Here is a 21,911-nt window from a genome sequence, read left to right on the forward strand (position 1 = left end):
GATGGACGGAACAAGAGGAGGATGAGGGGTATGATTAGTGTTAGTCCTTATATTGTGGTAGACGATGTGAAGGAATCTCTTCAATATTATCAAGGAATTTTTGGCGGAGATATTCATATTTTAAATGAATATCAAGAGCGTGTGCTGCATGCGGAACTGCACCTTGGAGAATCGTTGCTTCACTTTTCAGATACATTTGGCCGCACACCAAAGCCCGAGAATCTCAGATTGATTATGCAGTTTGACAATGAAGAAGAACTAAAGGCAGTATATGAAGCGCTAGAAGCTGACGGAGATGTACTGGTCGAATTACAGGATACGTTCTTTGGTGCACTTCACGGACAAGTACAGGACCGCAAAAATGGGTTAATATGGGTACTGAATTATATGAAATAGATGAAGACCTTCACGATGGTGAAGGTTCAGCGTGTAGACAAACCCTCGCATTCGGTGTCAGGTCTGCGCTCCGGTGCTCACGAATAGTCTATTCGCTCCGCTCCGGTACTCGTCCTTCCTAGACTGCAAAGGTTTTCTATCACACTGAAAAGACGAAAAAACCTTCACCATCGTGAAGGTTTTTTTGGGGAGTGCTTTTATTTTCTGAAAAATGGAAAATATGCTATGTTAGAAGAATAAAAGAACAAGGAGAGGGTGGCGAAGGGATGGAGCAAATTGAATTTCAATCGATCCAAACAAATGGTGTAACACTTCACACAGCAATGGCTGGACCTGAGGATGGCCCGCTGCTTGTACTGCTGCACGGGTTTCCTGAGTTCTGGTACGGCTGGAAGAACCAAATCATGCCCCTGGCTGAGGCAGGCTATCGTGTCGTTGTTCCTGATCAAAGGGGCTACCATCTAAGTGATAAGCCGGAAGGAATCGAGTCATACGTATTAGATCAACTGAGAGATGATATCGTAGGGCTGATTAAGACGCTTAGTCCGAATCAAAAGGCGATTGTGGGTGGTCATGATTGGGGCGGAGCAGTTGCTTGGCATTTGGCATCCACGCGTTCTCAATATGTAGAGAAACTAATCATTGTCAACATGCCGCATCCGCGGGTCATGATGAAGGTTCTTCCGTTTTATCCCCCGCAGTGGAAGAAGAGCTCCTATATTGCTTTCTTTCAGCTTCCGAATGTGCCAGAGGCAGCACTTCAAGAAAATCACTATCAACGGCTGGATGAAGCCATTGGGCTGTCTGCACGACCACACTTATTTACAAAAGAAGATGTATCAAGATATAAGCTGGCTTGGACGCAGCCAGGTGCCATGACCTCAATGCTGAATTGGTATCGTGCCATCAAAAAGGGCGGCTTTGAAAAGCCGATATCTAAACGTATTTTAGTACCTGTTCGCATGATCTGGGGGATGGAAGACAAGTTTTTAAGCAGAAAGCTGGCGAAGGAAACGATGAAGATTTGCCCTAATGGTCAACTGATTTTTGTCGATGATGCTTCTCATTGGATCAATCATGAAAAGCCAGAAGTAGTGAACAAACTCATACTCGAATTTTTGAACTAAAGAAAAAAGCTCTGGTCAGAGGACCAGAGCTTTTGTGATTTACCCGATATGATTCTTTTTCAAAGAAGCAGGTTCATCGTCCCAGCATTCAATGTTCTCATTGTTTGGAACGGCATTTTTATAAAAGACTGGATCTTTTCCCTCTCTTTTCTGCCGTGAATAATCCTTTAATGCTGCAAAGGCGACTTTAGACAGCATGGTAATGGCAATGAGGTTGACGATGACCATTAAGCCCATAAACAGATCGGCAAGATTCCAAACAAAAGGAACACTTGCTACAGCACCGAATAAAATCATGGCAATGACCGCAATACGATATCCAATCAACCAGGCTTTGCTTGATTTAAGGAACTCAATGTTCGTTTCACCATAGTAATAATTCCCGATCAGCGTACTAAATGCAAATAAGAAAACCATAATGGCAAGAACACCAGAAGCCCAAGGACCGATGTGTTCACTCAAAGATGCTTGAGTAAGCTCAATACCTGTTAATTTTGTCGTTTTATATGCACTTGAGAAAAGAACGATAAAGGCAGTACTTGTACAAATAATCAGTGTATCAATTAAGACACCAAATGCTTGGATCAGTCCTTGCTTTACAGGGTGGCTCGTCACGGCAGCTGCAGCAGCGTTTGGTGCGCTACCCATCCCAGCTTCGTTTGAGAATAGACCCCGTTTGATCCCTTCCATAATGACGGCACCCATGGTACCACCTGCAAACTGCTCAATACCGAATGCATGTGAAATAATAGTCTGGACAACACCAGGCAATTCAGTAATGTTTGTAATCATGACAAAAAGAGCAATACCAATATAAGCGACAGCTAAGAAGACCACAATGTATTCTGCCATCTTGGCAATCGTTTTGACCCCGCCGAAAATGATGATACTAAATCCAATAGCCATAATGACGCCTACGATCAAACGATTTGTGCCAAATGAATTTTCAAAAGCAATGGTAATGGTGTTCGACTGTACAGCATTAAAGACAATACCGAAAGAAATGGTGATTAATACAGCAAACAAGATCCCCATCCAGCGTTTCTTTAAGCCTCTTTCAATATAGTAAGCGGGACCACCGCGAAAGCCTGATTTATCTTTTACTTTATACACTTGGGCAAGCGTACTTTCAACAAAGCTTGACGCGGAACCGATAATGGCTAGGATCCACATCCAAAAAATAGCGCCAGGACCACCCATGGCAATTGCGATCGCAATCCCAGTAATGTTCCCAGTTCCAACCCGAGCCGCCATACTAATAGCAAAGGCTTGGAATGGTGATACGCCAAATTTTTGTTTATTTGTTCCTTCTTTCAGAACGATCACCATTTCCTTAAGCATACGCACTTGAAGGAAACGAGACCTGAATGTGAAATAAAGGCCGACAAGAATTAATAGTGCAACAATAATATATGACCATAGAAAACCATTTGTTGTTGTTAATAAACCATTCATAACATCACCTCTTCTAATTCATCCTATTTCTTTAAAAAATACTGAGATCCCACTCTTTGGCGAGCTTTTTCAGCATCATGACACCGGTAATGCTATTACCACAATCGTCAATGGCGGGACCATAAATACCGATACCACAGCCTGTCTGAAATGGGAATTCTCTTCTTGCGCTTGGTGGAACGCAAGCCATAATTCCTCCAGACACACCACTTTTGGCTGGTACGCCTACGAAAGCAGCAAAATTACCAGATGCATTATACATGCCGCATGTCAGCATCAATGCCTTTGTTAGTCTTGCGATATCTTTTGGGATGACTTGGACTTGTTTAAAGGGATGGTAGCCATCACTTGAAATAATCAGTCCAATCAAGGCGATGTCCTCAGTTGTGACCTCGATGGAACATTGCTTTAGGTACACTTCTAATGTGTCCTCGACATCTGATTCTAAGTAATTGGTTTCTTTTAAATAATAAGCAAGTGCCCGGTTGCGGTGCGCAGTTGCCCATTCTGATTGATAAACCTCTTCATTAACAGATGGACGCTTTCCTATTAAGTTTTCGATTAAATCGAAAATATATGCTAGCTTTTCTGTAGAAGTCTTTCCGGGAAGGATGGAGGATACGGTAATAGCTCCAGCATTAATCATTGGATTAAAGGGCTTCCCTGGTTTATGCATCTCAAGACGGTAGATGGAATTAAATGCATCACCAGTTGGCTCTACATCTACCCGATCCAAGACGTAAGGAACGCCTCTTCCTAAACAGGCAGCTATAAAGCTGATGACTTTTGAGATACTTTGCAGGGTAAAGGGAACGTCCCAATCACCGTAACGTACAGATGATCCATCTGGGCCTATCACGCTGATACCAAGTTGAGAGGAATTCACTTTTCCGAGTGCTGGAATGTAGCCAGCATTCTGTCCGTTTTTGTAATACGGACGTATTTCTTCTGCCCATTGATCAACAGAAGACTGGCATGCGTGTTGTGTATTATTAGAAATTGCTGTTTTCATACGATTCCTCCAATCAAAAATCAAAAAGTACCCTATTGAATTGGCGGATGACAAAAAATGCGATCAAATAGGCACGAAAACATGTTACACATCTTCAAAGAACTTGTCATGCGCTGCTTGTACCACTCCTTTACACCTAAATATATGTTGAAATGAAGGCTTTGGCGGCGAAAAAATAAAAAGGGTTTTTAGTGAAAATCCAGAAAACGCTTACATATAGTTTCACTAAAATTGTTCATTCAATTTATCTTGGAAACTACACAATCTGACGAAAATCTACAGAAAAACTTACAAATAAAAATCGGTTTGTCGATCATTGTCTAAACAATTCCCATTATTGTAGACAATCACCAAAACGCTGAGTAGCTGAATGGTCCACCGTGCCGCCTCGGAGAATAGTCATAAAAAAGGATTTTGGGGAAAGAAGGAGCCGTGAAAATTATTTTTTTGCACGTTGTGAAGAAAAGAGTCTCCTTGTATACTGTGGCTATGCAAAAAGGGGAAGGGATGTCAGTCATTTGAGTTTAAACCAACTTGTTAAAAAAGACGCATTCATATTAATTTTTATGGTGGTTATTGTGCCGCTTGCAGGAGAACTGAAGTTTTATCCTGTGAATGAGACGTTCCGGATCAGCTTTGGCGCACCTGCGTTTTTCTTTTGTTTATTACTCTTAAGGAAATCTAGACCGTTCTTGCCCGGGTTTTTAACAGGTGCAGCGATTGTGCTTTTTCGAGTAGGCTTAGATCTGATTCAGCATAATGCTGATCTCGCTGCATCATTTTATCAGCAATTCCCAAGTTTCTTTTTCTATTTTACATATGCTTTCCTATTTTTTGCCGTCCGAACGGGACGGTTTAAACAGCGCTCTATTTTTATTGGGATCATTGGCCTTATGATTGAATTAGTGGCTGATTTTGTTGAGCTGTTTGTACAATTTTTAGTGTTTGATACGACGATGACGCTATCAAAGCTGAGTGATATGTTTCTCATTGCGTTTGCCCACAGCTTTGTGGTGATCAGCTTTTTTAATATGATGAAGCTGTATGAGGCACAATCAAGAGAGAAGCAGATCATGAAACAAAATGAGCATATGATGATGGTCATTTCAAATTTATATGAAGAGACAGTTCACTTAAAGAAAACGTTAAAACATACAGAGCATATTACGCAAGAATCATACAGGCTTTATCGTCTACTGCATGAACACGAAGCAGGGGAGAAAGTGAGTCAGGAGCTGTTGAAGCTTGCAGGAGAAATCCATGAAGTGAAAAAGGACAATCAGCGTATTTATGCTGGGCTTTCGAAGTTGATTTCTAAGGAAAATATGCAAGACTATATGAAGGCGGAAGAGCTAGTTCAAATTGTACTCCGCATTCAAGAAAAGTATGCTCTCTCTCTAGGGAAAAACATCTCCTTTACATCTGATATAAGAGGCATTCATTTGCATGATTACCATGTGTTCATTTTCTTATCGCTCATTAATAATTTAATGGCAAATGCGGTTGAAGCCATAAAGGATACTGGAATGATCTCACTCGTATTGAAAGGAAGTCATGATAAAATAGAGATTCGGATTGAAGATGATGGACCGGGGATTCCTGAAAAAATGAAAGAAATTGTATTTGATCCAGGCTATACTTCCAAATTTGATGCATATGGAACACCATCAACTGGGATTGGTTTATCCTATGTGAAAGAGCTGGTTAAAGAGCTTGGAGGCCAGATTAAAATCGAACAAAGAGAAATAAAGGGAACAGCTTTTCAGCTAATCCTACCTATACAAAATTTAATACAGAGAGGGTGAGTGTATGCGATTTTTCATTGCAGATGATGATCGTGCAATACGCTCGATTTTAGGTCAAATCATTGAGGATGAAGATTTGGGAGAGGTCGTGGATGAAGCCGATGACGGAGTGGGATTAGAAGCACATTCATTGAACCTAAAAAAAGTAGACATCCTTCTGATTGATCTTTTAATGCCTGCTAGAGATGGCATTCAAACAATTCGTCATATTCACCCTGAATTCAAAGGTAAAATCATGATGATTTCCCAAGTAGAGGCGAAAGAGATGATGGCAGAAGCCTATGAATTAGGGATCGAATATTATATTCATAAACCTGTCAATCGAATTGAAATCGTCAGTGTGATTCGAAAAGTCATGGAGCGGATCAAGCTGGAGAAATCGATATATGATATTCAAGCTTCACTTCGCCATGTGCTGCCGTTAGAGCCTGTGATTTCTCATGATACGACGGGCGCTGGGGCGAAGAGAAGGACGATGAAAGAGGCAGGGGAATTCCTTCTATCCGAACTAGGAATTGTCGGAGAGAGCGGTTCTAAGGATTTACTAGAGATCCTGATCTACTTACATGAAACACAGTCAGCCAATTCTCATGAGGTCAATTTCCCGCCGCTAAAGCAGCTATTTATCAAAACGGCAGAGAGAAAGCTCGATCATGGGGCGACCGATGTAGAAGTGATGAGGGAAGTGAAAGCGGCAGAGCAGCGGATTAGACGAGCTATACATCATTCCTTGAATCATTTTGCTTCACTAGGATTAACAGATTTCTCGAATCCTAAGTTTGAGCACTATGCGTCGAAGTTTTTTGACTTTACCGATGTCAGCCAAAGAATGAAAGAAATGCAGAAGACTTCCTCATCCGCAGGATCGACGGGCAGAGTCAATACGAAGAAGTTTGTTCAAATCTTTTATTTTGAAGCAAAGCAGTTATTTGAAGGAATGAGCTGAAGAAAATCTGTTGGAATGATTGGAGAAAATAAACAGAAAAAGACTGCTATTCCTATGATCTGTCGTGATCTTCATGTATCTTTGTTATTTAACTGATCATTCTGATTTTTCTTTTTTCTTGAAAATAAAACTCTCCTGTGCAATCGTTTGTTAAAATAGTGAGGTTAGACTAGAATGTCGGAGGTTTTATTTTGGGAAAAATTAAACGAAATGCGCTCTGCCCATGCGGAAGCGGAAAAAAATATAAACATTGCTGTGGTCAAAAGTCAGGCGGAGAACAAACGTCTGAGCTTGTGTTTAAGGAAGCTGTACAAGTTCAAAAGGATTTAATGAATTATGCTTTCTCTAAGCATCAGAGAGCCATCAATCAATTCATTAATGAGTTTTCTTTCCTTGCAGATATGGATAAAGAAACGCAACAAATTTCAGTTTTCCATTTAAGTGTATGGGGCATTTTCTTCCGTCCATTAACGGATCAGAAAGAAACCATCTTCCAAGAATTCCTGACAAAGAAAGCAGAGGATATTACCCGTCCGAAAACAAAACAAGTGGTTCAATCATGGACAGACATGGAACCATCTTTGCTTTTATTAAATGAAAAAACGGACGAGTCTCTTTACTTTGAGAATATGGTGACAGCGGAAAAGGTTGAAGTAGATGTAAAACCTGATCAAACAGTGCTGCCTGAAAAAGGAAGTCTTGTGCTTGGTTTCCCTGTTCAATTTGAAGAAAAAGCAGAGTTTTTCATTCAATATACGATGTTTGCGAAAGAGTTTACAGATACGCTACTTCTTCAAGTTCGTCAGCTTGTTGAAGCATATGAGGCAAATGGAGGGGCACGCAGTACATTTATGAGAGAATCATTCCCTGACGTGCTGAAGTGCGTGTTTGCGAAGCAAGAAGTAGAAGAAGAATCAGAAACATCTGCTCAAACAGAAGGCGATACAGGTCTAACAGCAGATCGCATGGACTGGGCAAGCGACGTTCAGCTGGAAACAGCTAAGCTGATTGAAGACGGAATGAAGGAACACGGGGACCAAAGCCTGACTGACGGCGCTTTAACTGTGTGGAAAGCCTATTGTGATCAGAAATCACCTGTGATCCGTAAAGCAGCATCTTTTGCTGCGGGAATCGAATATTACATTCATTCACTTGCAAGCGATGCCCCGCTTTCTCAGGCGCAAATAGCGAAAAAGTATGGCATTAGTGCGTCTACTGTATCGAGCCGTTTTAAAGATATTGAAAAAGCGGTGAAAGAAGAGCAAGAGGCGACTGTATAGCATAAGAAAAGACGCGGCACCTTCATGGGCCAGCGTCTTTTTTTAGTTCATGATTATCTTGTTTTAATAAAACCGCTCATGTACTGCGATGTATTATAATCGTTGAGGTCAATTTTCCACTGACCATCCCCGTTACGTTTCATTTTCACTTCGTATTCAGCTGGGCTGGAGACTGGGGGAAGCTTTTCGAATTCAGATGCGTACATGTTTAAGCTTTTCTTATACAATTCTTCTTTAGAGCGGATCTTGCCGTTGTAAAATTCTTCTCTTTGCTTGTCTAGCTTGTCTTTTAAGTTAGAAGCATCAATGCCTGTTACTTGAGCGACAACCTTCGCCTCGTCATCAGAGATGGTTTTTACACTTGTTTCTACTTTGGCTTTATCCTTCATGGTGTTTTGAATACGTTTGTACATAGACAGAATATCACGGTCACTTACTTCATTTCCGTAAATGCCGGCACTTCTTTTGAAGTCTTTCACAAACATGTCGTGGTATTTATTGACGACATCTGATTGGTTGTCACCCGTTAAATCTGCAAACTGATCGTTCTTTTTGTCAAAGACAATCATATCGGTATAAGCGGATAGCGCCTTTGCAGGGTTATCCAGCTTTTTCGCTGTATCCAGTATTTTGTTTCCATCTAGGTTGATTTCAATCGAATCACTGTTTTTCTTGATGCTGTCTTGGTACACGAACTGATATTTTTTCCCTTTGTCTACTAGGAAATAAAGAGCACCTGATTGTGATTTTCCTTTGTTCAATGAACCGAGGTCAAGACGGTCTTTACTGCCGTAAAATTTTAAATCAGATACTTTGGCATCGTCCTGATAAAGGGAGAAGTCAGAGCTATATAATGAAAGAGCCTTATCACCTTTGTTTGTGATCGTCAGGTTGACTTTTAGTACCAATTCATTGTCTCTTAGCGTAGTTGTTGAGTCTTCTGGTAACGTATATTCGTAGCTGTTGACTTTTACCTCTGCTGTTTTTGTTGATTTTTGATCAGCGTTGCTGGATTTGGCTGAGCTTTGGCAGGCTGCAGAGATGATCATCACGAATGAAATCATGAGGAGTGCACTTATTTTTTTAAGATTCACAGTTGATGCTCCTTTGCTTTTCTTTCGTCATTTCATTCCCGCTATCTGACTATGAAGAAAGAAACAGATAGAATGGTATATTCGGGTGTTAAAGGGGAAAATCTCCTTATGACGATTTGCACTTTTCATTCTATCGAAATTCAATCATGATGAGGAATAGGTTTTAGTCCCTATCTTTGAAAGAAATTTACACAAAAATCAATAATAAAAGGAAATTTGTAAGTCGAATATACTAGTTAATAAGAATTGATTTATAGATTTATCATGGGTTTTAAATGTTTTTTAGGTAAAAATCTTGAAATGGAGGTGTTAATGCTTTCAGAGAGATGACTATATGTCCATTTATTTTCTCACCGTCCACCTCCAGGTTAATTTTCAGAGAGCAGGATACTTGAATGTTGAAAAGGATTCATGGGAAAATAAGGATGATTAAGCAGATAAGGGAGATGAGCTTTTGAAAAAGGTAACGCTTGGACGAACTAATTTACAGGTGAATCCGATAGGGCTTGGTACGAATGCGGTAGGTGGACATAATTTGTTCCCGAACCTGAGTGAAGATGCCGGACGAGAGCTTGTGGAGACGGCTCTTGATCAAGGTGTCAATTTCTTAGATTCTGCTTTTATTTATGGGCTGGGCCGTTCAGAGGAATTGATCGGTGAGATCATTGCCAAAAGAGGCGGCAGAGAAAACCTTGTCCTTGCGACAAAGGGGGCTCATAAAGAAGTAAACGGACAAATTGAACTGGATAACAGCCGGGACTTTTTAAGAGAGCAGGTCGAAAATAGCCTGAAACGACTGCAAACAGATTATATTGATTTATACTATATGCATTTCCCGGACGGCCGGACGCCGCTGGAAGAAGTAGCAGGCACATTAAAGGAATTGAAGGATGAAGGGAAAATCAGGGCAATTGGTGCATCAAACCTTGATTTTGAACAGCTTCAAGCCTTTAACCGAGATGGCTACTTAGACGTGCTTCAGTCGGAGTATTCATTGCTGAAACGTGAGGCAGAGCAGGAGCTTCTCCCATACTGCGTCGAGCATCGTATTTCCTTTATTCCTTATTTCCCGTTGGCGTCAGGCCTGTTGACTGGGAAATTTACGAAGGATGCGACATTTGATGATATTCGAGCAAAGGACCCGCTTTTCCAAGGTGAGGCGTTCCTTCAAAACCTCGAAAAAGTAGACAAGCTGCAGGCAATTGCACAATCAAAGAACGCCGAATCGGCACACGTCGCACTGGCTTGGCTTTTAGCGCAGGACGGCATCGACGCCATTATTCCAGGTGCAAAACGAGCTGAGCAAGTTCAGCAAAACCTAAAAACAAATGAAGTTCAATTATCAAAAGAGGAAATCAATCAAATTGACCACATTTTCTCTTAACATAAAAAAGGTGCTTAGCTGCACCTTTTTTTATGACATCGTGAGGGGAATTTTGATGACGAGCCGCAAATTTGGAGAACGGTAAGTGAAATCAAGTGTACCGTCTGCCTTTTCAACAAGCTGATGAATGATATACGTCCCCATTCCTTCATGATCGCCGCCTTTTGTCGAGCGTCCATAGGTTTTGAACAAATGGTCTAACACGTGTTTTTCCATTCCTTTTGTGCTGTTTTCACAATGGATTAAAAAGAGCCCGCTCCGTATAGAGGTCGTGATTGAGATGCTTCCCTCGTTCCCGGCTTGCTTCGCTTCAATCGCCGCGTCTAGGGCATTATCAAGCAGGTTACCAGTAAAACTAACCTGATCCGCCTTAGAAAAGGGAAGCGATGAAAAAGGTGCTTGAAGGTCTAGTGAAAGGACAATGTCCTCTTTTTCAGCCCGCTCAAAAAAGGGGTGCAAGGTTGAAGCCAAATAAGCATTTTCTCCTTTCATCCATGGGAAATGTTTCACGTATTGCTGAATCAAATCCTTGATCTCATGTTCGTCGTTCGACGCGGAAAAGGCATTTAAATGTCTAGCTGTTTCATGATGTTTACTGCGCAGCTCAAGCAGCAATTCATTGGTTCTTGATTCTGCGTTGATCAGCTCTTGAAGCCGTCCATTTAACCGTCTCTCCGTCTGCATCATCTTCAATGAAAGGATATCTGCTGTCATGATGATCATAAAAGCCAAAAGAGAGCTCAGCCCATTTCCTTGCGTCAGAAAAAGGAAAAGACCTGCACAGGTGAAGAGCACAAAAGCGCCCAACATCACATAATCACTCACATGAGGCAAAAACCTTTTGTATATGAAGAATGTATAAAGACAAATCACACAAAAGGTGAGGAGCCACAGCACCCCAGATGATAGCGGCAGAAAAGCTTCAACAGCTGCGTGAAATGCAAGACCTAGCCATATGAGAGCATACATGCGGAATCCAAGATAGAAAGCGTTCACGTTCGTTCTCCTTAAAAATAGTATTTCTTAAAGTATTCTAATTGCTGCTTGGTCATCATGGCTTTTTTATCCGTACCTTCAAAAGACACGATAAACGAATTTTTGGCATACGCCGAGAAGTTCTTAATGTAATGAATATTGATGATAAACGATCGGTGGGAGCGGATAAAATCTTTTTCAGCCAGATCGCCCTTTAACTCGTTTAATGTCTGATATGTCTGGATATCTCCTGTTGTTGTGACAATGGTGGTTGACCGGCCTGTTCGCTCAACAAAAATGACATCCTTCTTTTGCAGCACATGAATATCTGACTGCTGCTTAATGAGAAGCCGTCCATGGATGCTTTTCTCCTGCTTAGTGGACAGATAGCGCTCTAAAGATTTGGCAATTCGATCGGCTTGGTAGGGCTTCATAATATAATCATGAACATTTAAATCAAACGCATGGACCGCATATCCACTGTTTCCTGTCACAAATACAACATCGACATTCAGTGCGTGAGAGTGAATGAGATCCGCTAATTCATAACCGGACATTCCGGGCATTTCAATGTCTGCGAACAACAGATCAATGTCTCCCTGTTTGACCTTCTTATATGCATCCTCTGCTGACTGTGTGACAAAGACAATGTCCACAGCCTCCATTCTGCCCACAATGGCATGCAGCTTTTCTAAATCTATTCGGTAATCATCAACGAGACCTACTTTTATCATAAAAATCACCTGTGACTCTTCTTATTATTTGTCTATTTTACCATTTGTTTTTTTAAAATAGATCATTTCAAGACAGAAAAAGGACGTTTCGCGACATTTTTATGTCAGGGAAGCGTTATTTTTTCTATCATAGACTTAGAAAGTTGAAAGGGGCGAACCACATGATTACTCTCAGCGATTGCAGCTGCTGGTTTAAAGATAAGAAAAAGGTTGTAAAAGCGATGAAACATATGACGTTTTCCGTGAAGGAAGGGGAAGTCGTTGGCATCTTAGGAGAAAATGGTGCAGGAAAAACCACATTATTGCGCGCCGTAGCCACATTATTAGAGCCTACGCACGGAACAGTCACTGTCGCAGGCTTTGATACGGTGAAAGAAGCAACTGAAGTGAAAAAGCGAATTGGTGTTTTGTTTGGCGGTGAGACGGGGCTTTACGATCGTTTGACGGCACGAGAAAATCTTGAATACTTTGGCAAATTATATGGCTTAGACCAGCATGAAATCAAAGCAAGAATAGAGGATCTGGCAAAGCGTTTTGGGATGAGACAATATATGGATCGCAAGGTGAAAGGATTCTCAAGAGGAATGAAACAAAAGGTGGCAATTGCCAGAACCTTGATTCATGATCCTGACATTATTTTATTTGATGAGCCGACAACAGGCTTGGATATCACATCAAGTAATATTTTCAGAGACTTTATTCATCAGCTCAAGCAGCAAAATAAAACCATCCTTTTTTCAAGCCACATCATGGAAGAAGTCAGCCAGCTTTGTGACAGTGTCATGATGATTCATCAAGGAGAGCTTGTGTACAAAGGAACACTTCCAGAATTATATACACAGGAACAAAGTGATGACTTGAACTATATCTTTATGTCGAAGCTCGCTAGGGGGATTTCATAATGTGGAAAACCGTATTTTTAAAAGAAATGACAGATGCGCTAAGGGACCGAAAAACCTTACTCTTAACAGTGCTGATTCCTCTTTTGACGATGCTTGGACTGGTGTTCTTTTATGAAAGCATGATTGCAGATCCAGGGGATGAAACCTATACGGTCGCAGTGAATGAACAGCTTCCAACTGAAATGAATCAAATGATCAAAGAGGTCAAAAACCTCACACTTGAAACATTTGATGACCCCGAGCAAGCTGTCAAGGATGGGAAGGCGAATGCTTACCTAGAAATGCCGAAAGAGGCTGACGACATGCTTCAGCATCAAAAGTCATTTGCAATTAAAATTCATGGGTATACAACAGATGATGATTCGGTCATTGCGGTTCAAATGCTGCAATCCTTATTGGAGCAGTATCAAAACCAAGTCGTAGAAAAGCGTTTAGCGGCTGATCAAATCAACACATCTGTTATTCATCCATTTCAGGTGCAGGCCGTTGATGTAGAAGAAGGCGATGAAGGGGAAAATGGAATGACCGCTATGCTTTTGTCGATTCTCCTTCCGATGATTTTGGTGACCTCCGTTATCTCAGGAGCTTTGCCAGCTGCGCTTGATATTGTAGCGGGTGAAAAAGACCGAAAATCGATTGAAGCGTTGTTCCTGACTCCTGCCAGCAGACTTCATATTCTCATCGGAAAATGGCTTGCTGTCTCCATGTTCGGGATTTTAAGTGGAATTGTGGCGATCGGCATGCTGCTTTTATCCACGCTGCTCTTTACAGAAAAGCTAAAACAAGCACTGAACTTTGGTGATCAAATGTGGAGCATTATCGCCGTCATGTTTGCGGCGCTTATCATCTTCTCATTCATGGTATCGATGATTGAACTGCTGCTCAGTGTCGTTTCAAGCTCAGTGAAAGAAGCGCAATCGTACATGTCCATGATCATTACATTAGGTGTGATCCCAATGTTCTTTACCATGAGAGCAGGTGCTACGCAGCTAGATACGTATTACTTTGCTGTCCCATTCCTTAATATTCACGCACTATGCAAACAAATGATGTTTGGGATCATTGATCCAATGTCGATTGCACTCACCCTAGGCTCTACTGCGCTCGTTGTGGTTATCTTATTTGTGGCCGTTAGAGTCATGTTTATGAAAGAAAAGTGGATGCTTGCCAAATAAAGAAACGCCCTCTATCATAGAGGGCGTTTTCAGGTGAATGCCGATCACCGTATTTTTCAGTTTAAGAAACCGAATTGATCCAAGTTCTCTAAATAAAATTGAAAATACTCGTCATGAATATCAACTGGATATTCTTCTAACCCATTTTCAATAATTGCACCTACAATTAAAGCATTTATATACCTGTTAAGCTTTTCGCAACTATCTCTTACTTTAAATTCTGAAATATATAACCCATCTTTACTTTCTAAAATGATATCAATTCTTCTACCTTCTTGTTCATCAAGCAATAAGTGATTATACTCCCATTCTTTGACTCTCTTGGGGTTTAAGGGATGAAGACGATTATCAAGTATTTCTTCACGATGATTCTTTTTTTCCTCATTCGAAAACAATTGAATCAATATACTCGGATCATCAATGACAAAATATTTATATATCTTAGTATATTCAAAGTGATCATCATTTACTAAATCTAAAATTTTTGTTTTTGAAAATTCTCTAGCTCTAAATTTAGACGTTATCATCTCAGCGACTCGTTCTTTAGTAAAAATCAATTGATCTTTTTTATATAAATACTGTTTATATAGCTTTTCGTAATTATACATTGTTCACCTCTATTAACTATTTAACAGGACCTCCGTAGAAAGCATGAGCTTTTGGAGTCCTTTTATAGGGATGCCAGTGATAATAATACCCTTTCTTGGGTTTACCATCGTATTTATCTACTTCATTTATTGGTTTACCATTTCGATTAGCTCCAGCTGCAACACCTTTTGCCTGATTAGAAGAAATAGACCAAATATCCTTTTTTGACTTCATTCTAGCGATTACCTTAAAAAATGATTTAATTTCATGGTAAATTTTCTCTTTGAAGTGGTTATTAATTCTAGCATAATAACAATGATAAAAAGTTTAAAATTACCTTAAAATGAGCATATAGAACCTTTTTTTTTGAATATTTTATAAAAATGGAATTATTTATATTTCGAAGAGTTTTATTAAGGAATAACTTAAATAGAAAAAAGAGTTGGTGAATGAAAATGATGGTTTACTTTTATAATGAGTTAGGAAAGAAGCTAGATTTATAATATAGTTCAATAGAAATAAAGAATGAGGAGTACATTTTTTTACTTCGAGTTTACATTTCATCTTTAACACAAATAAGCAGAAAAAAATCTTAAGTACAAAAAAGAATAATCAGGATTGAATATCTCATAGTGATCAAGCTAAAGAAATGGAACACTGATTATAGAAAGAAATGTTGTCAAGAGTAAGATAACTTGACTATATTCTGGTTTTTTATGATAGAGGGGGTTCACGTTCGCCAAACCAGATGATAAATCATAACAAAAAAACCCCAGGGAACGGGGTTTTTCATTAGTTCTTGATGAACTTTTCAACCAATGAGCTTGTTTTGTAATCGTTCAAATCAAGTTTCCATTGGTCGATGTCATTTTTCTTCATGTTGACTTCTACTGTTTCTTCAGAAGATGATGGCCCTAATTTTTTGAACTCTTCTGGGTAGATCGAGAGTAAATATTTTTGTGCTTCATCATAAGACGCAGTACGGTTTTTGCTGTAGAACTCAGTCGCTTTTTCTTTTAAACGATCGACAAGCGGGCTTGCATCAATTGGTGTAAGAGTTACAGTCACAACGGCCTTATCACCACTGATGGCTTTTGTTTTTGTTGATACTTTTGATTTTTCAGCTAATGTTTCTTTTACCGCTTTTAGAAGCTTATCAAGGTTTTCGTCCTTCGCTGAGCTAGAAGAAATACCTGATGATGTGATGTAGCCTTGTTTGAATGATTTATCAAATTGGTTTATAACGGTTGATTTGTTATCACCTGTTAGTTTTTCGAACTCGTCGTTATTCTTACCAAAAATCATGACATCAATATAAGAAGAAAGGGCTTTTGCAGATGCTTGAAGTGTATCTGCTTTTTTCATTAAGTCTTTACCTTTAATATCAAATTCTAGTGTTTTGTCATCTTTTTTAGAACCACTGCTTGGCTCATTGTACACAAGCTGATAGTCTTTGTCTTTATCAACAACAAAGAAAAGACCGCCTTTTGATACTTTGTCTGCATTTAGAGAGCTTGAAGATAATACTTCGTTGTAGTCATCTGGAGAGATCGTAGACACCTGTGCGTCATCTTGGTAAAGCGTAAAGTTGCTTTTATCAACATTTAGAGGCTCTTTGCTGATATTTTTTACAGATACGTTCACTTTTAGTACATACTGATCATCCTGTACAGATGTATCGTATTGAGGTGGTAACGTGTACTCAGCACTTTCTACCTTTACCTCTGCTGCATCAAGGGATTTTGTATCTTTTTCTTTCGCAGCTGATTTTTCTTTTCCACCACTACAAGCAGCAGCGACAACAGTTACACACAAGATCAGAAGAAACAGGGATAATTTCTTTTTAAACATGACATGTTTTCCTCCTCGGGTTTATGATGAATTTCATTGGAAAGCGTTAGTTCATATCGTTCTTTTTGCATAAAAAGAAAAATACTGTATGTTTTTTACTGTAGAATGAAGCGAAAGTACTGTCAATACTTCAGTGCGTTTCAAAGGTTGCACAGCTTCAATTAGTAAAAATGACACTAAGTTCAGAGGAGAAACTTGTAATTTATGATGTGATATCTCCTGTAAAAACTCAACATTTTATATTTTAAGGTTTTGAGTCGGATTATTGAATAGGTTCAAATGACTGTTTTTGACGAAGGTGTAGCAATTAGAAGGATTTTTATGACTTGTAAATGAGCCTATAGTAATGAATATTTTTTCCTGTTATGTGCATGATCACTTGGTTTGTGTGTTGTTGGCAGAGAGATACATGTCCAGCAAAATGTTGAGGTGTTTAGACAGGCTCTCGACACTGAATGTGTCTTTTCCCGTCAAAATGGCAGTCATCTACACAGAAAGACCACATAAAATAAAAGAGAAACGAAATGGAGGTGGATGTATGGCAGTGGTAAGAGCGACAAGCTCTGATATTGATCTAATGGCCAGACTGCTGAGAGCGGAGGCAGAGGGTGAAGGGAAGCAAGGGATGCTGCTCGTAGGAAATGTAGGCATCAATCGGTTGCGTGCCAACTGCTCTGACTTTAAAGGGCTGCGTACGATTCCACAAATGATTTATCAGGAGCATGCATTTGAAGCGGTCACACATGGTTACTTTTATCAGCGAGCAAGAGAAACGGAAAAAACACTTGCGAGGAGGAATATTAACGGAGAACGATTTTGGCCGGCAAAATTCAGCCTTTGGTATTTTAAACCGCCTGGAGATTGTCCACCGACTTGGTACAATCAGCCGTTTGTGGCAAGGTATAAGTCGCATTGCTTTTATCAGCCAACCGGTGAAACATGTGAAAATGTCTATAACACCTTTTAGCTTGATGAATAGCACAATCCTCTTAGTCAACGATTGCAGAGGGTTGTGTTTTTCTTTTTTTCAAAATGGGTAACCATTGTGTATCAACAAGATGAAGCACGTGATTGGAGGAAATGAAGATGTATCAAGATTTAAAAGGGAAAACAGCCATTGTCACAGGTTCTTCAAAAGGAATCGGACAAGCAATCGCATTACGATTTGGACAAGAGCAAATGAATGTGGTTGTAAACTATAAAGGCGATGAAGAGGGTGCTGAAGAAACGGTACAAGCCATTCAACAGCGCGGAGGTCAAGCGGTGAAAGTACACGCAGATGTCTCCAAAGAGGAAGGAATTCAAGCCATCATGGATACAGCACTTGAGCATTTCGGTACAGTAGATGTATTCGTCAATAATTCAGGCTTTAATGGCGAAGAAGCGATGCCACATGAGATGACGCTCGAACAATGGCAAAAAGTCATTGATGTCAATATCACAGGCGCCTTTTTAGGAGCAAAGGCTGCGATCGCCTATATGATGGAGCATGACATCAAAGGGTCCATTTTAAATATATCAAGTGTCCATCAGGAAATACCGCGCCCGTTCAATGTTCACTATTCCACTTCCAAAGGTGGACTGAATATGATGACGAAGACGCTGGCTCTTGATTATGCGGAAGCGGGTATTCGGATCAATGCGATTGCACCAGGTACAATGGCGACCGAATCGAATGATGATTTGCAGGATGTACAGAAAAAACAAAAGCAGCTTGAAAAGATTCCGATGAGAGCCTTTGGCGAACCGAAGGAGGTTGGGTCCGCCGCTGCATTCCTCGTATCTCAGGAAGCTTCGTATATCACAGGCACCACCTTATTTGTGGATGGAGGAATGACGCTTTATCCTTCTCAAATCAATGATTAATCCAAAAAACATCCGCCCGATCAGCCGGCGGATGTTTTTTGTTCGTAGCGGTGTACTGCTTTGGCTGGTTTGCCGAGCAGCATCGGATACTTGCTCAAGAAGGAGATACACGGCACCATAAGCAGCAAAGTCCCAGTCGTGTAAAAGAGTGTCCAAGAGAGCTGCGCTGTATCCGCAATATTGATGCCAAGTCCATAATAAACAAACGCTTTCATGATATCGATGCCGGCAAACTGCAAGACAAGAATAACAATAGAATTTCGTCCGAGATACGTCAAAATAGGGGACGTTTTGAATTTAAAGCTTAAATAAATCACGGCAGCTGAACCGAGCAGTGCACATGCATAGAAAAGAAAGAGATCACCATAGTCGTTAACGCGCATATCGACACGTGAATTAAAGCTTTGCATGTAAGCCGTCAGTACAAGCAGACCTGTACATAGAAGAAGGGTTGGATCTGTTTTTAATTCCACAAACCATTGTTTTGCCAAAAATCCAATTGAATAAAACACAACGGCCGTCAAGGCGACATTAGCATTCCACGGCAGACTTTGGTCTAAAAGCAAGGTAGAGGCATATCCAGCACCTCCGCAAAGCACGGTCAGTAAGATCAAGACAGCAGGTTTCCCTTTTGTCAGACGGTGCATAAAGAAAAAGATTATTTCCACTAAAAAGAGCGTCGTTAAAAACCAAATGGCTGGGTTATGCGTGAGTCTAGCTTCATCTGCATTGGATATAAAAATACCTGTAAACGGAACGAAAGGATCAATATCCGTTTGTCCCTTAAAGGCAAAAAATCGAGTAACGGAGAACCAGAAAACATACGTAATAATGGAGAAATAGAGATAGGGCAAGAGTAAGCTCGTGGCTTTCTTCTGAATAAATGACAGAGCAGGGTGTGAGGATGATCGAAACATCATGCCTGATAGTAAAAAGAAAAGCGGCATATGAAAAGAGTAAATGAATTGCTTTAACGAATCTGGAATGGGCACATGCGCCATGACCACGAGTAGAATGCCAATTCCTTTAGCCGCATCGACCCAATCGAGTCTCTTTTTCATGGTCTGTCATCTCCTTCCTTCAAGCGTCGTAAACGGTTCTTTCATATGTACCTCTACTATATAAAAGGTATACCCCTTATGCGTTTACAGTTCGCTAACGATTAGAAGACACATTTGCGATCAGATGACAGGCGGAAGGATTTTGACATCTCAATGTTACATTTCCCATTTTTTATGACAATGTAAAAAAAGAAGCCAGAGGGATTGGCTTCAAAATAATTCTGCGATTCGTTTGAAGGAGCGCTGTTTTTCGATCGGATCAAAGGAATTGTTTAGAATCATGATGTCATCCGTTTGATAGCGGTCCATCAAGCTAAGTAATTGCTCTTTCACCGTTGCCTTTGAGCCAACAATCATCCGCTGGCGGTTTTGTAACACTTTTTTCTTTTCCTGCGAGGTGTAGTGATAGGCACTGGCTTCTTCTATAGAAGGTACGCGGCTATCTAGTCCTTTTTCAACACGCAGCAGCCATAAATCTGTACTGCTGGCGATCTGGCCTGCCTCTTCATCTGTTTCACCACAAATGACAAAAACGGCAAACATAGAGTGAGGCTGCCTAGAAAAGACAGATGGAGAAAAGTGAGACCGATACGTCTCAAATGCTTGTTTGCCGCGTGCAGGGTGGATAAAGTGACCAAAAATATAGTTGATCCCAAGCTCCGCCGCCTGCATGGCACTATTTTCTCCTAGACCAAGCAGCCAAACCGGCGGATGAGCATCAACAAGCGGAGAAGCCTTGACTCCTGCATGCGGATGCCCAGAAGGCAGGCTGTCTGATAAGTAAAATAGAAGATCCTTCAGCTGGCGGTCAAACTGAGATAGGTCTTTATGCACGCCGTCTGTCAAAGCCAGTCTCGTCCTTTCAATCCCGCCCGGAGATTTGCCGACACCGATTTCAATTCGTCCAGGATAAAGGGCCTCAAGCTGCCGCGTGACCTCTGCTACTTTATAGGGGCTGTACTGCGGAAGTAAAATGCCGCCAGACCCGGTATGTAAGGTCGATGTATGAGCAGCAATATGTGCCATTAATATTTCAGGTGCTGTACTAGCGAGCCCTCTTGTGCTGTGGTGTTCAGCAAACCAATAACGCTCATACCCCAGAGTTTCCGCAAGCTGAGCCAGCTGCGTTGTGTGAATCAATGTCTCTTGCGCTGTCTGACCTTTAGGAATAGCGACTTGATCTAATATGTGAAGTGATGGCATCATCATCATCCTTTCATCGACACGGTCAATGTTCTTCATCTCAAGTATAAAGAAATCCATGAATAGAAGGAAACGAAAGGGTTCACCCCTTGATCGCAAGCCTTTAAATTTTCTATTTCAACATATAAACCAAGTGAAATGACGTCTATATTTCGTTCATTCAGCTAGAGCTGCTTAGCGGGAGCATTCGACAATGTTTCACATGAAACACTTCATTTACGACATGAACCATTTTTAACTTGCACCTTTCGTTAAAAAAATATCATCTGATTGAAACCTATCTTGAACATAGATCGTATATACTAGTAAATAGAAAAAAGAGTAAGAGGCTCCAATGTCATTTCATGAATTTTGTCGAATTTTCATGTATGATGATTTTAATAGGGTCCATCGCTTAATAAATAGATTTTTATTATGCTGGAGGAGTGATTGATTTGGCGATTACATTAGAAAAAGGTCAACGTATTGATTTAACAAAAGGCAAGGCAGGGCTAACGAATATTCTTGTTGGACTTGGCTGGGACCCTGTATCACAAGGCGGCGGATTTTTAGGAAAGCTGTTTGGCGGCGGAGGCGGCGCTGATATTGATTGTGATGCTTCAGTGCTCATGCTGAAAAATGATAAGTTTACGGAAAATAAAGATTTGATTTATTTTGGCAACTTGAAAAGCAAATGCGGCAGTGTCGAGCATACAGGTGACAACCTGACTGGTGAAGGAGACGGAGATGATGAACAAGTCCTCGTCAACTTGAGCAAGGTGCCGGGCAATGTGAATAAATTGGTGTTTGTTGTGAACATCTATGATGCACTAAGAAGAAATCAACATTTTGGTATGATTCAAAATGCGTACATTCGAATTGTTGATCGTTCAAACAATCAAGAATTAGTGAAATATAATTTAAAAGATGAGTATGCAGGGAAAACATCGTTAATCGTTGGAGAGCTTTATCGTCATGAGAATGATTGGAAGTTTGCGGCTGTTGGAAACGGTACAAATGATGCGAAGCTTGCCGATATTACGAGAAACTATATTTAATCAGAAGGGAGAGATTCCTA

Annotated in this window: 21 protein-coding genes; 11 read left to right on the plus strand and 10 right to left on the minus strand. The window is 40.5% G+C overall.

Annotated elements, in window-relative coordinates; all coding sequences use genetic code 11:
- Window positions 1-30: 30 nt before the first annotated feature.
- Both C6W21_RS15225 and C6W21_RS15230 read left to right on the plus strand, forming a co-directional pair.
- Window positions 31-396 carry a VOC family protein gene (locus tag C6W21_RS15225; protein ID WP_106051078.1) on the plus strand — a complete coding sequence of 122 codons (366 nt, stop codon included), beginning with the start codon at window positions 31-33 and terminating at the stop codon, window positions 394-396.
- A gap of 266 nt (window positions 397-662) precedes the next feature.
- Entirely contained in the window at window positions 663-1,523 is an 861-nt protein-coding gene (locus C6W21_RS15230) for an alpha/beta fold hydrolase (protein WP_106056666.1), read from the plus strand.
- 39 nt (window positions 1,524-1,562) lie between these two features.
- Here C6W21_RS15230 and C6W21_RS15235 read toward each other — a convergent pair whose 3' ends face one another.
- Both C6W21_RS15235 and C6W21_RS15240 read right to left on the minus strand, forming a co-directional pair.
- The gene (locus C6W21_RS15235) at window positions 1,563-2,978 is read right to left on the minus strand and encodes an alanine/glycine:cation symporter family protein (RefSeq protein ID WP_106051080.1); all 1,416 of its coding nucleotides are present in this window, start codon (window positions 2,976-2,978) and stop codon (window positions 1,563-1,565) included.
- Between the two features lie 31 nt (window positions 2,979-3,009).
- On the minus strand, window positions 3,010-3,990 hold the full coding sequence (locus C6W21_RS15240) for a glutaminase (RefSeq protein ID WP_008342152.1): 981 nt from the start codon (window positions 3,988-3,990) through the stop codon (window positions 3,010-3,012).
- A 518-nt stretch (window positions 3,991-4,508) separates the two neighbouring features.
- Here C6W21_RS15240 and C6W21_RS15245 point away from each other — a divergent pair.
- From C6W21_RS15245 to C6W21_RS15255, 3 genes are all read left to right on the plus strand, one after another.
- Window positions 4,509-5,795 carry an ATP-binding protein gene (locus tag C6W21_RS15245; RefSeq protein WP_106051081.1) on the plus strand — a complete coding sequence of 429 codons (1,287 nt, stop codon included), beginning with the start codon at window positions 4,509-4,511 and terminating at the stop codon, window positions 5,793-5,795.
- A gap of 4 nt (window positions 5,796-5,799) precedes the next feature.
- Window positions 5,800-6,741 (plus strand): response regulator, encoded by a 942-nt coding sequence (locus C6W21_RS15250; protein WP_106051082.1) that lies wholly within the window; start codon window positions 5,800-5,802, stop codon window positions 6,739-6,741.
- 191 nt (window positions 6,742-6,932) lie between these two features.
- Window positions 6,933-8,021 carry an SEC-C metal-binding domain-containing protein gene (locus C6W21_RS15255; protein WP_106051083.1) on the plus strand — a complete coding sequence of 363 codons (1,089 nt, stop codon included), beginning with the start codon at window positions 6,933-6,935 and terminating at the stop codon, window positions 8,019-8,021.
- Window positions 8,022-8,074: 53 nt separating this feature from the next.
- On the opposite strand, the gene C6W21_RS15260 is transcribed toward C6W21_RS15255, so the two are convergent.
- Entirely contained in the window at window positions 8,075-9,115 is a 1,041-nt protein-coding gene (locus tag C6W21_RS15260) for a DUF4352 domain-containing protein (protein ID WP_106056668.1), read from the minus strand.
- Between the two features lie 454 nt (window positions 9,116-9,569).
- Here C6W21_RS15260 and C6W21_RS15265 point away from each other — a divergent pair, with 454 nt between their 5' ends.
- Window positions 9,570-10,499 carry an aldo/keto reductase gene (locus C6W21_RS15265; protein ID WP_106056670.1) on the plus strand — a complete coding sequence of 310 codons (930 nt, stop codon included), beginning with the start codon at window positions 9,570-9,572 and terminating at the stop codon, window positions 10,497-10,499.
- Between the two features lie 30 nt (window positions 10,500-10,529).
- Here C6W21_RS15265 and C6W21_RS15270 read toward each other — a convergent pair whose 3' ends face one another.
- A complete protein-coding gene (locus C6W21_RS15270) occupies window positions 10,530-11,495 on the minus strand; it encodes a sensor histidine kinase (RefSeq protein ID WP_106056672.1) in 966 nt (321 codons plus the stop codon).
- 11 nt (window positions 11,496-11,506) lie between these two features.
- Window positions 11,507-12,208, minus strand: a complete 702-nt coding sequence (locus C6W21_RS15275) for a LytR/AlgR family response regulator transcription factor (RefSeq protein WP_106051087.1) — start codon at window positions 12,206-12,208, stop codon at window positions 11,507-11,509.
- A 161-nt stretch (window positions 12,209-12,369) separates the two neighbouring features.
- Here C6W21_RS15275 and C6W21_RS15280 point away from each other — a divergent pair, with 161 nt between their 5' ends.
- Window positions 12,370-13,110, plus strand: coding sequence for an ATP-binding cassette domain-containing protein (locus tag C6W21_RS15280; RefSeq protein WP_024427223.1), 741 nt, complete (start codon window positions 12,370-12,372; stop codon window positions 13,108-13,110).
- The gene (locus tag C6W21_RS15285; RefSeq protein WP_106056674.1) at window positions 13,110-14,285 is read left to right on the plus strand and encodes an ABC transporter permease; all 1,176 of its coding nucleotides are present in this window, start codon (window positions 13,110-13,112) and stop codon (window positions 14,283-14,285) included. Before C6W21_RS15280 ends, C6W21_RS15285 begins: the two co-directional genes overlap by 1 nt.
- Before the next feature lie 56 nt (window positions 14,286-14,341).
- On the opposite strand, the gene C6W21_RS15290 is transcribed toward C6W21_RS15285, so the two are convergent.
- From C6W21_RS15290 to C6W21_RS15300, 3 genes are all read right to left on the minus strand, one after another.
- Window positions 14,342-14,893, minus strand: a complete 552-nt coding sequence (locus C6W21_RS15290) for a hypothetical protein (RefSeq protein WP_106056676.1) — start codon at window positions 14,891-14,893, stop codon at window positions 14,342-14,344.
- A gap of 16 nt (window positions 14,894-14,909) precedes the next feature.
- Window positions 14,910-15,107, minus strand: a complete 198-nt coding sequence (locus tag C6W21_RS15295) for a hypothetical protein (RefSeq protein ID WP_106056678.1) — start codon at window positions 15,105-15,107, stop codon at window positions 14,910-14,912.
- A 558-nt stretch (window positions 15,108-15,665) separates the two neighbouring features.
- The gene (locus tag C6W21_RS15300) at window positions 15,666-16,724 is read right to left on the minus strand and encodes a DUF4352 domain-containing protein (RefSeq protein ID WP_106056680.1); all 1,059 of its coding nucleotides are present in this window, start codon (window positions 16,722-16,724) and stop codon (window positions 15,666-15,668) included.
- Between the two features lie 538 nt (window positions 16,725-17,262).
- Between C6W21_RS15300 and C6W21_RS15305 the strand changes: the two genes are divergently transcribed.
- The gene (locus tag C6W21_RS15305; protein ID WP_106051091.1) at window positions 17,263-17,691 is read left to right on the plus strand and encodes a cell wall hydrolase; all 429 of its coding nucleotides are present in this window, start codon (window positions 17,263-17,265) and stop codon (window positions 17,689-17,691) included.
- Between the two features lie 119 nt (window positions 17,692-17,810).
- Entirely contained in the window at window positions 17,811-18,590 is a 780-nt protein-coding gene (locus C6W21_RS15310; protein ID WP_106051092.1) for a glucose 1-dehydrogenase, read from the plus strand.
- Between the two features lie 20 nt (window positions 18,591-18,610).
- On the opposite strand, the gene C6W21_RS15315 is transcribed toward C6W21_RS15310, so the two are convergent.
- Window positions 18,611-19,651: an acyltransferase family protein gene (locus tag C6W21_RS15315; protein WP_106056682.1), complete on the minus strand. Its 1,041-nt coding sequence runs from the start codon at window positions 19,649-19,651 to the stop codon at window positions 18,611-18,613.
- A gap of 210 nt (window positions 19,652-19,861) precedes the next feature.
- Window positions 19,862-20,854 carry an LLM class flavin-dependent oxidoreductase gene (locus tag C6W21_RS15320; RefSeq protein ID WP_106056761.1) on the minus strand — a complete coding sequence of 331 codons (993 nt, stop codon included), beginning with the start codon at window positions 20,852-20,854 and terminating at the stop codon, window positions 19,862-19,864.
- Between the two features lie 434 nt (window positions 20,855-21,288).
- Between C6W21_RS15320 and C6W21_RS15325 the strand changes: the two genes are divergently transcribed.
- Window positions 21,289-21,891: a TerD family protein gene (locus tag C6W21_RS15325; RefSeq protein WP_058015234.1), complete on the plus strand. Its 603-nt coding sequence runs from the start codon at window positions 21,289-21,291 to the stop codon at window positions 21,889-21,891.
- The last annotated feature ends 20 nt before the right edge of the window (window positions 21,892-21,911 follow it).

The sequence above is a fragment of the Bacillus sp. NMCN1 genome, assembly GCF_002998085.1.
Taxonomy (GTDB): domain Bacteria; phylum Bacillota; class Bacilli; order Bacillales; family Bacillaceae; genus Bacillus.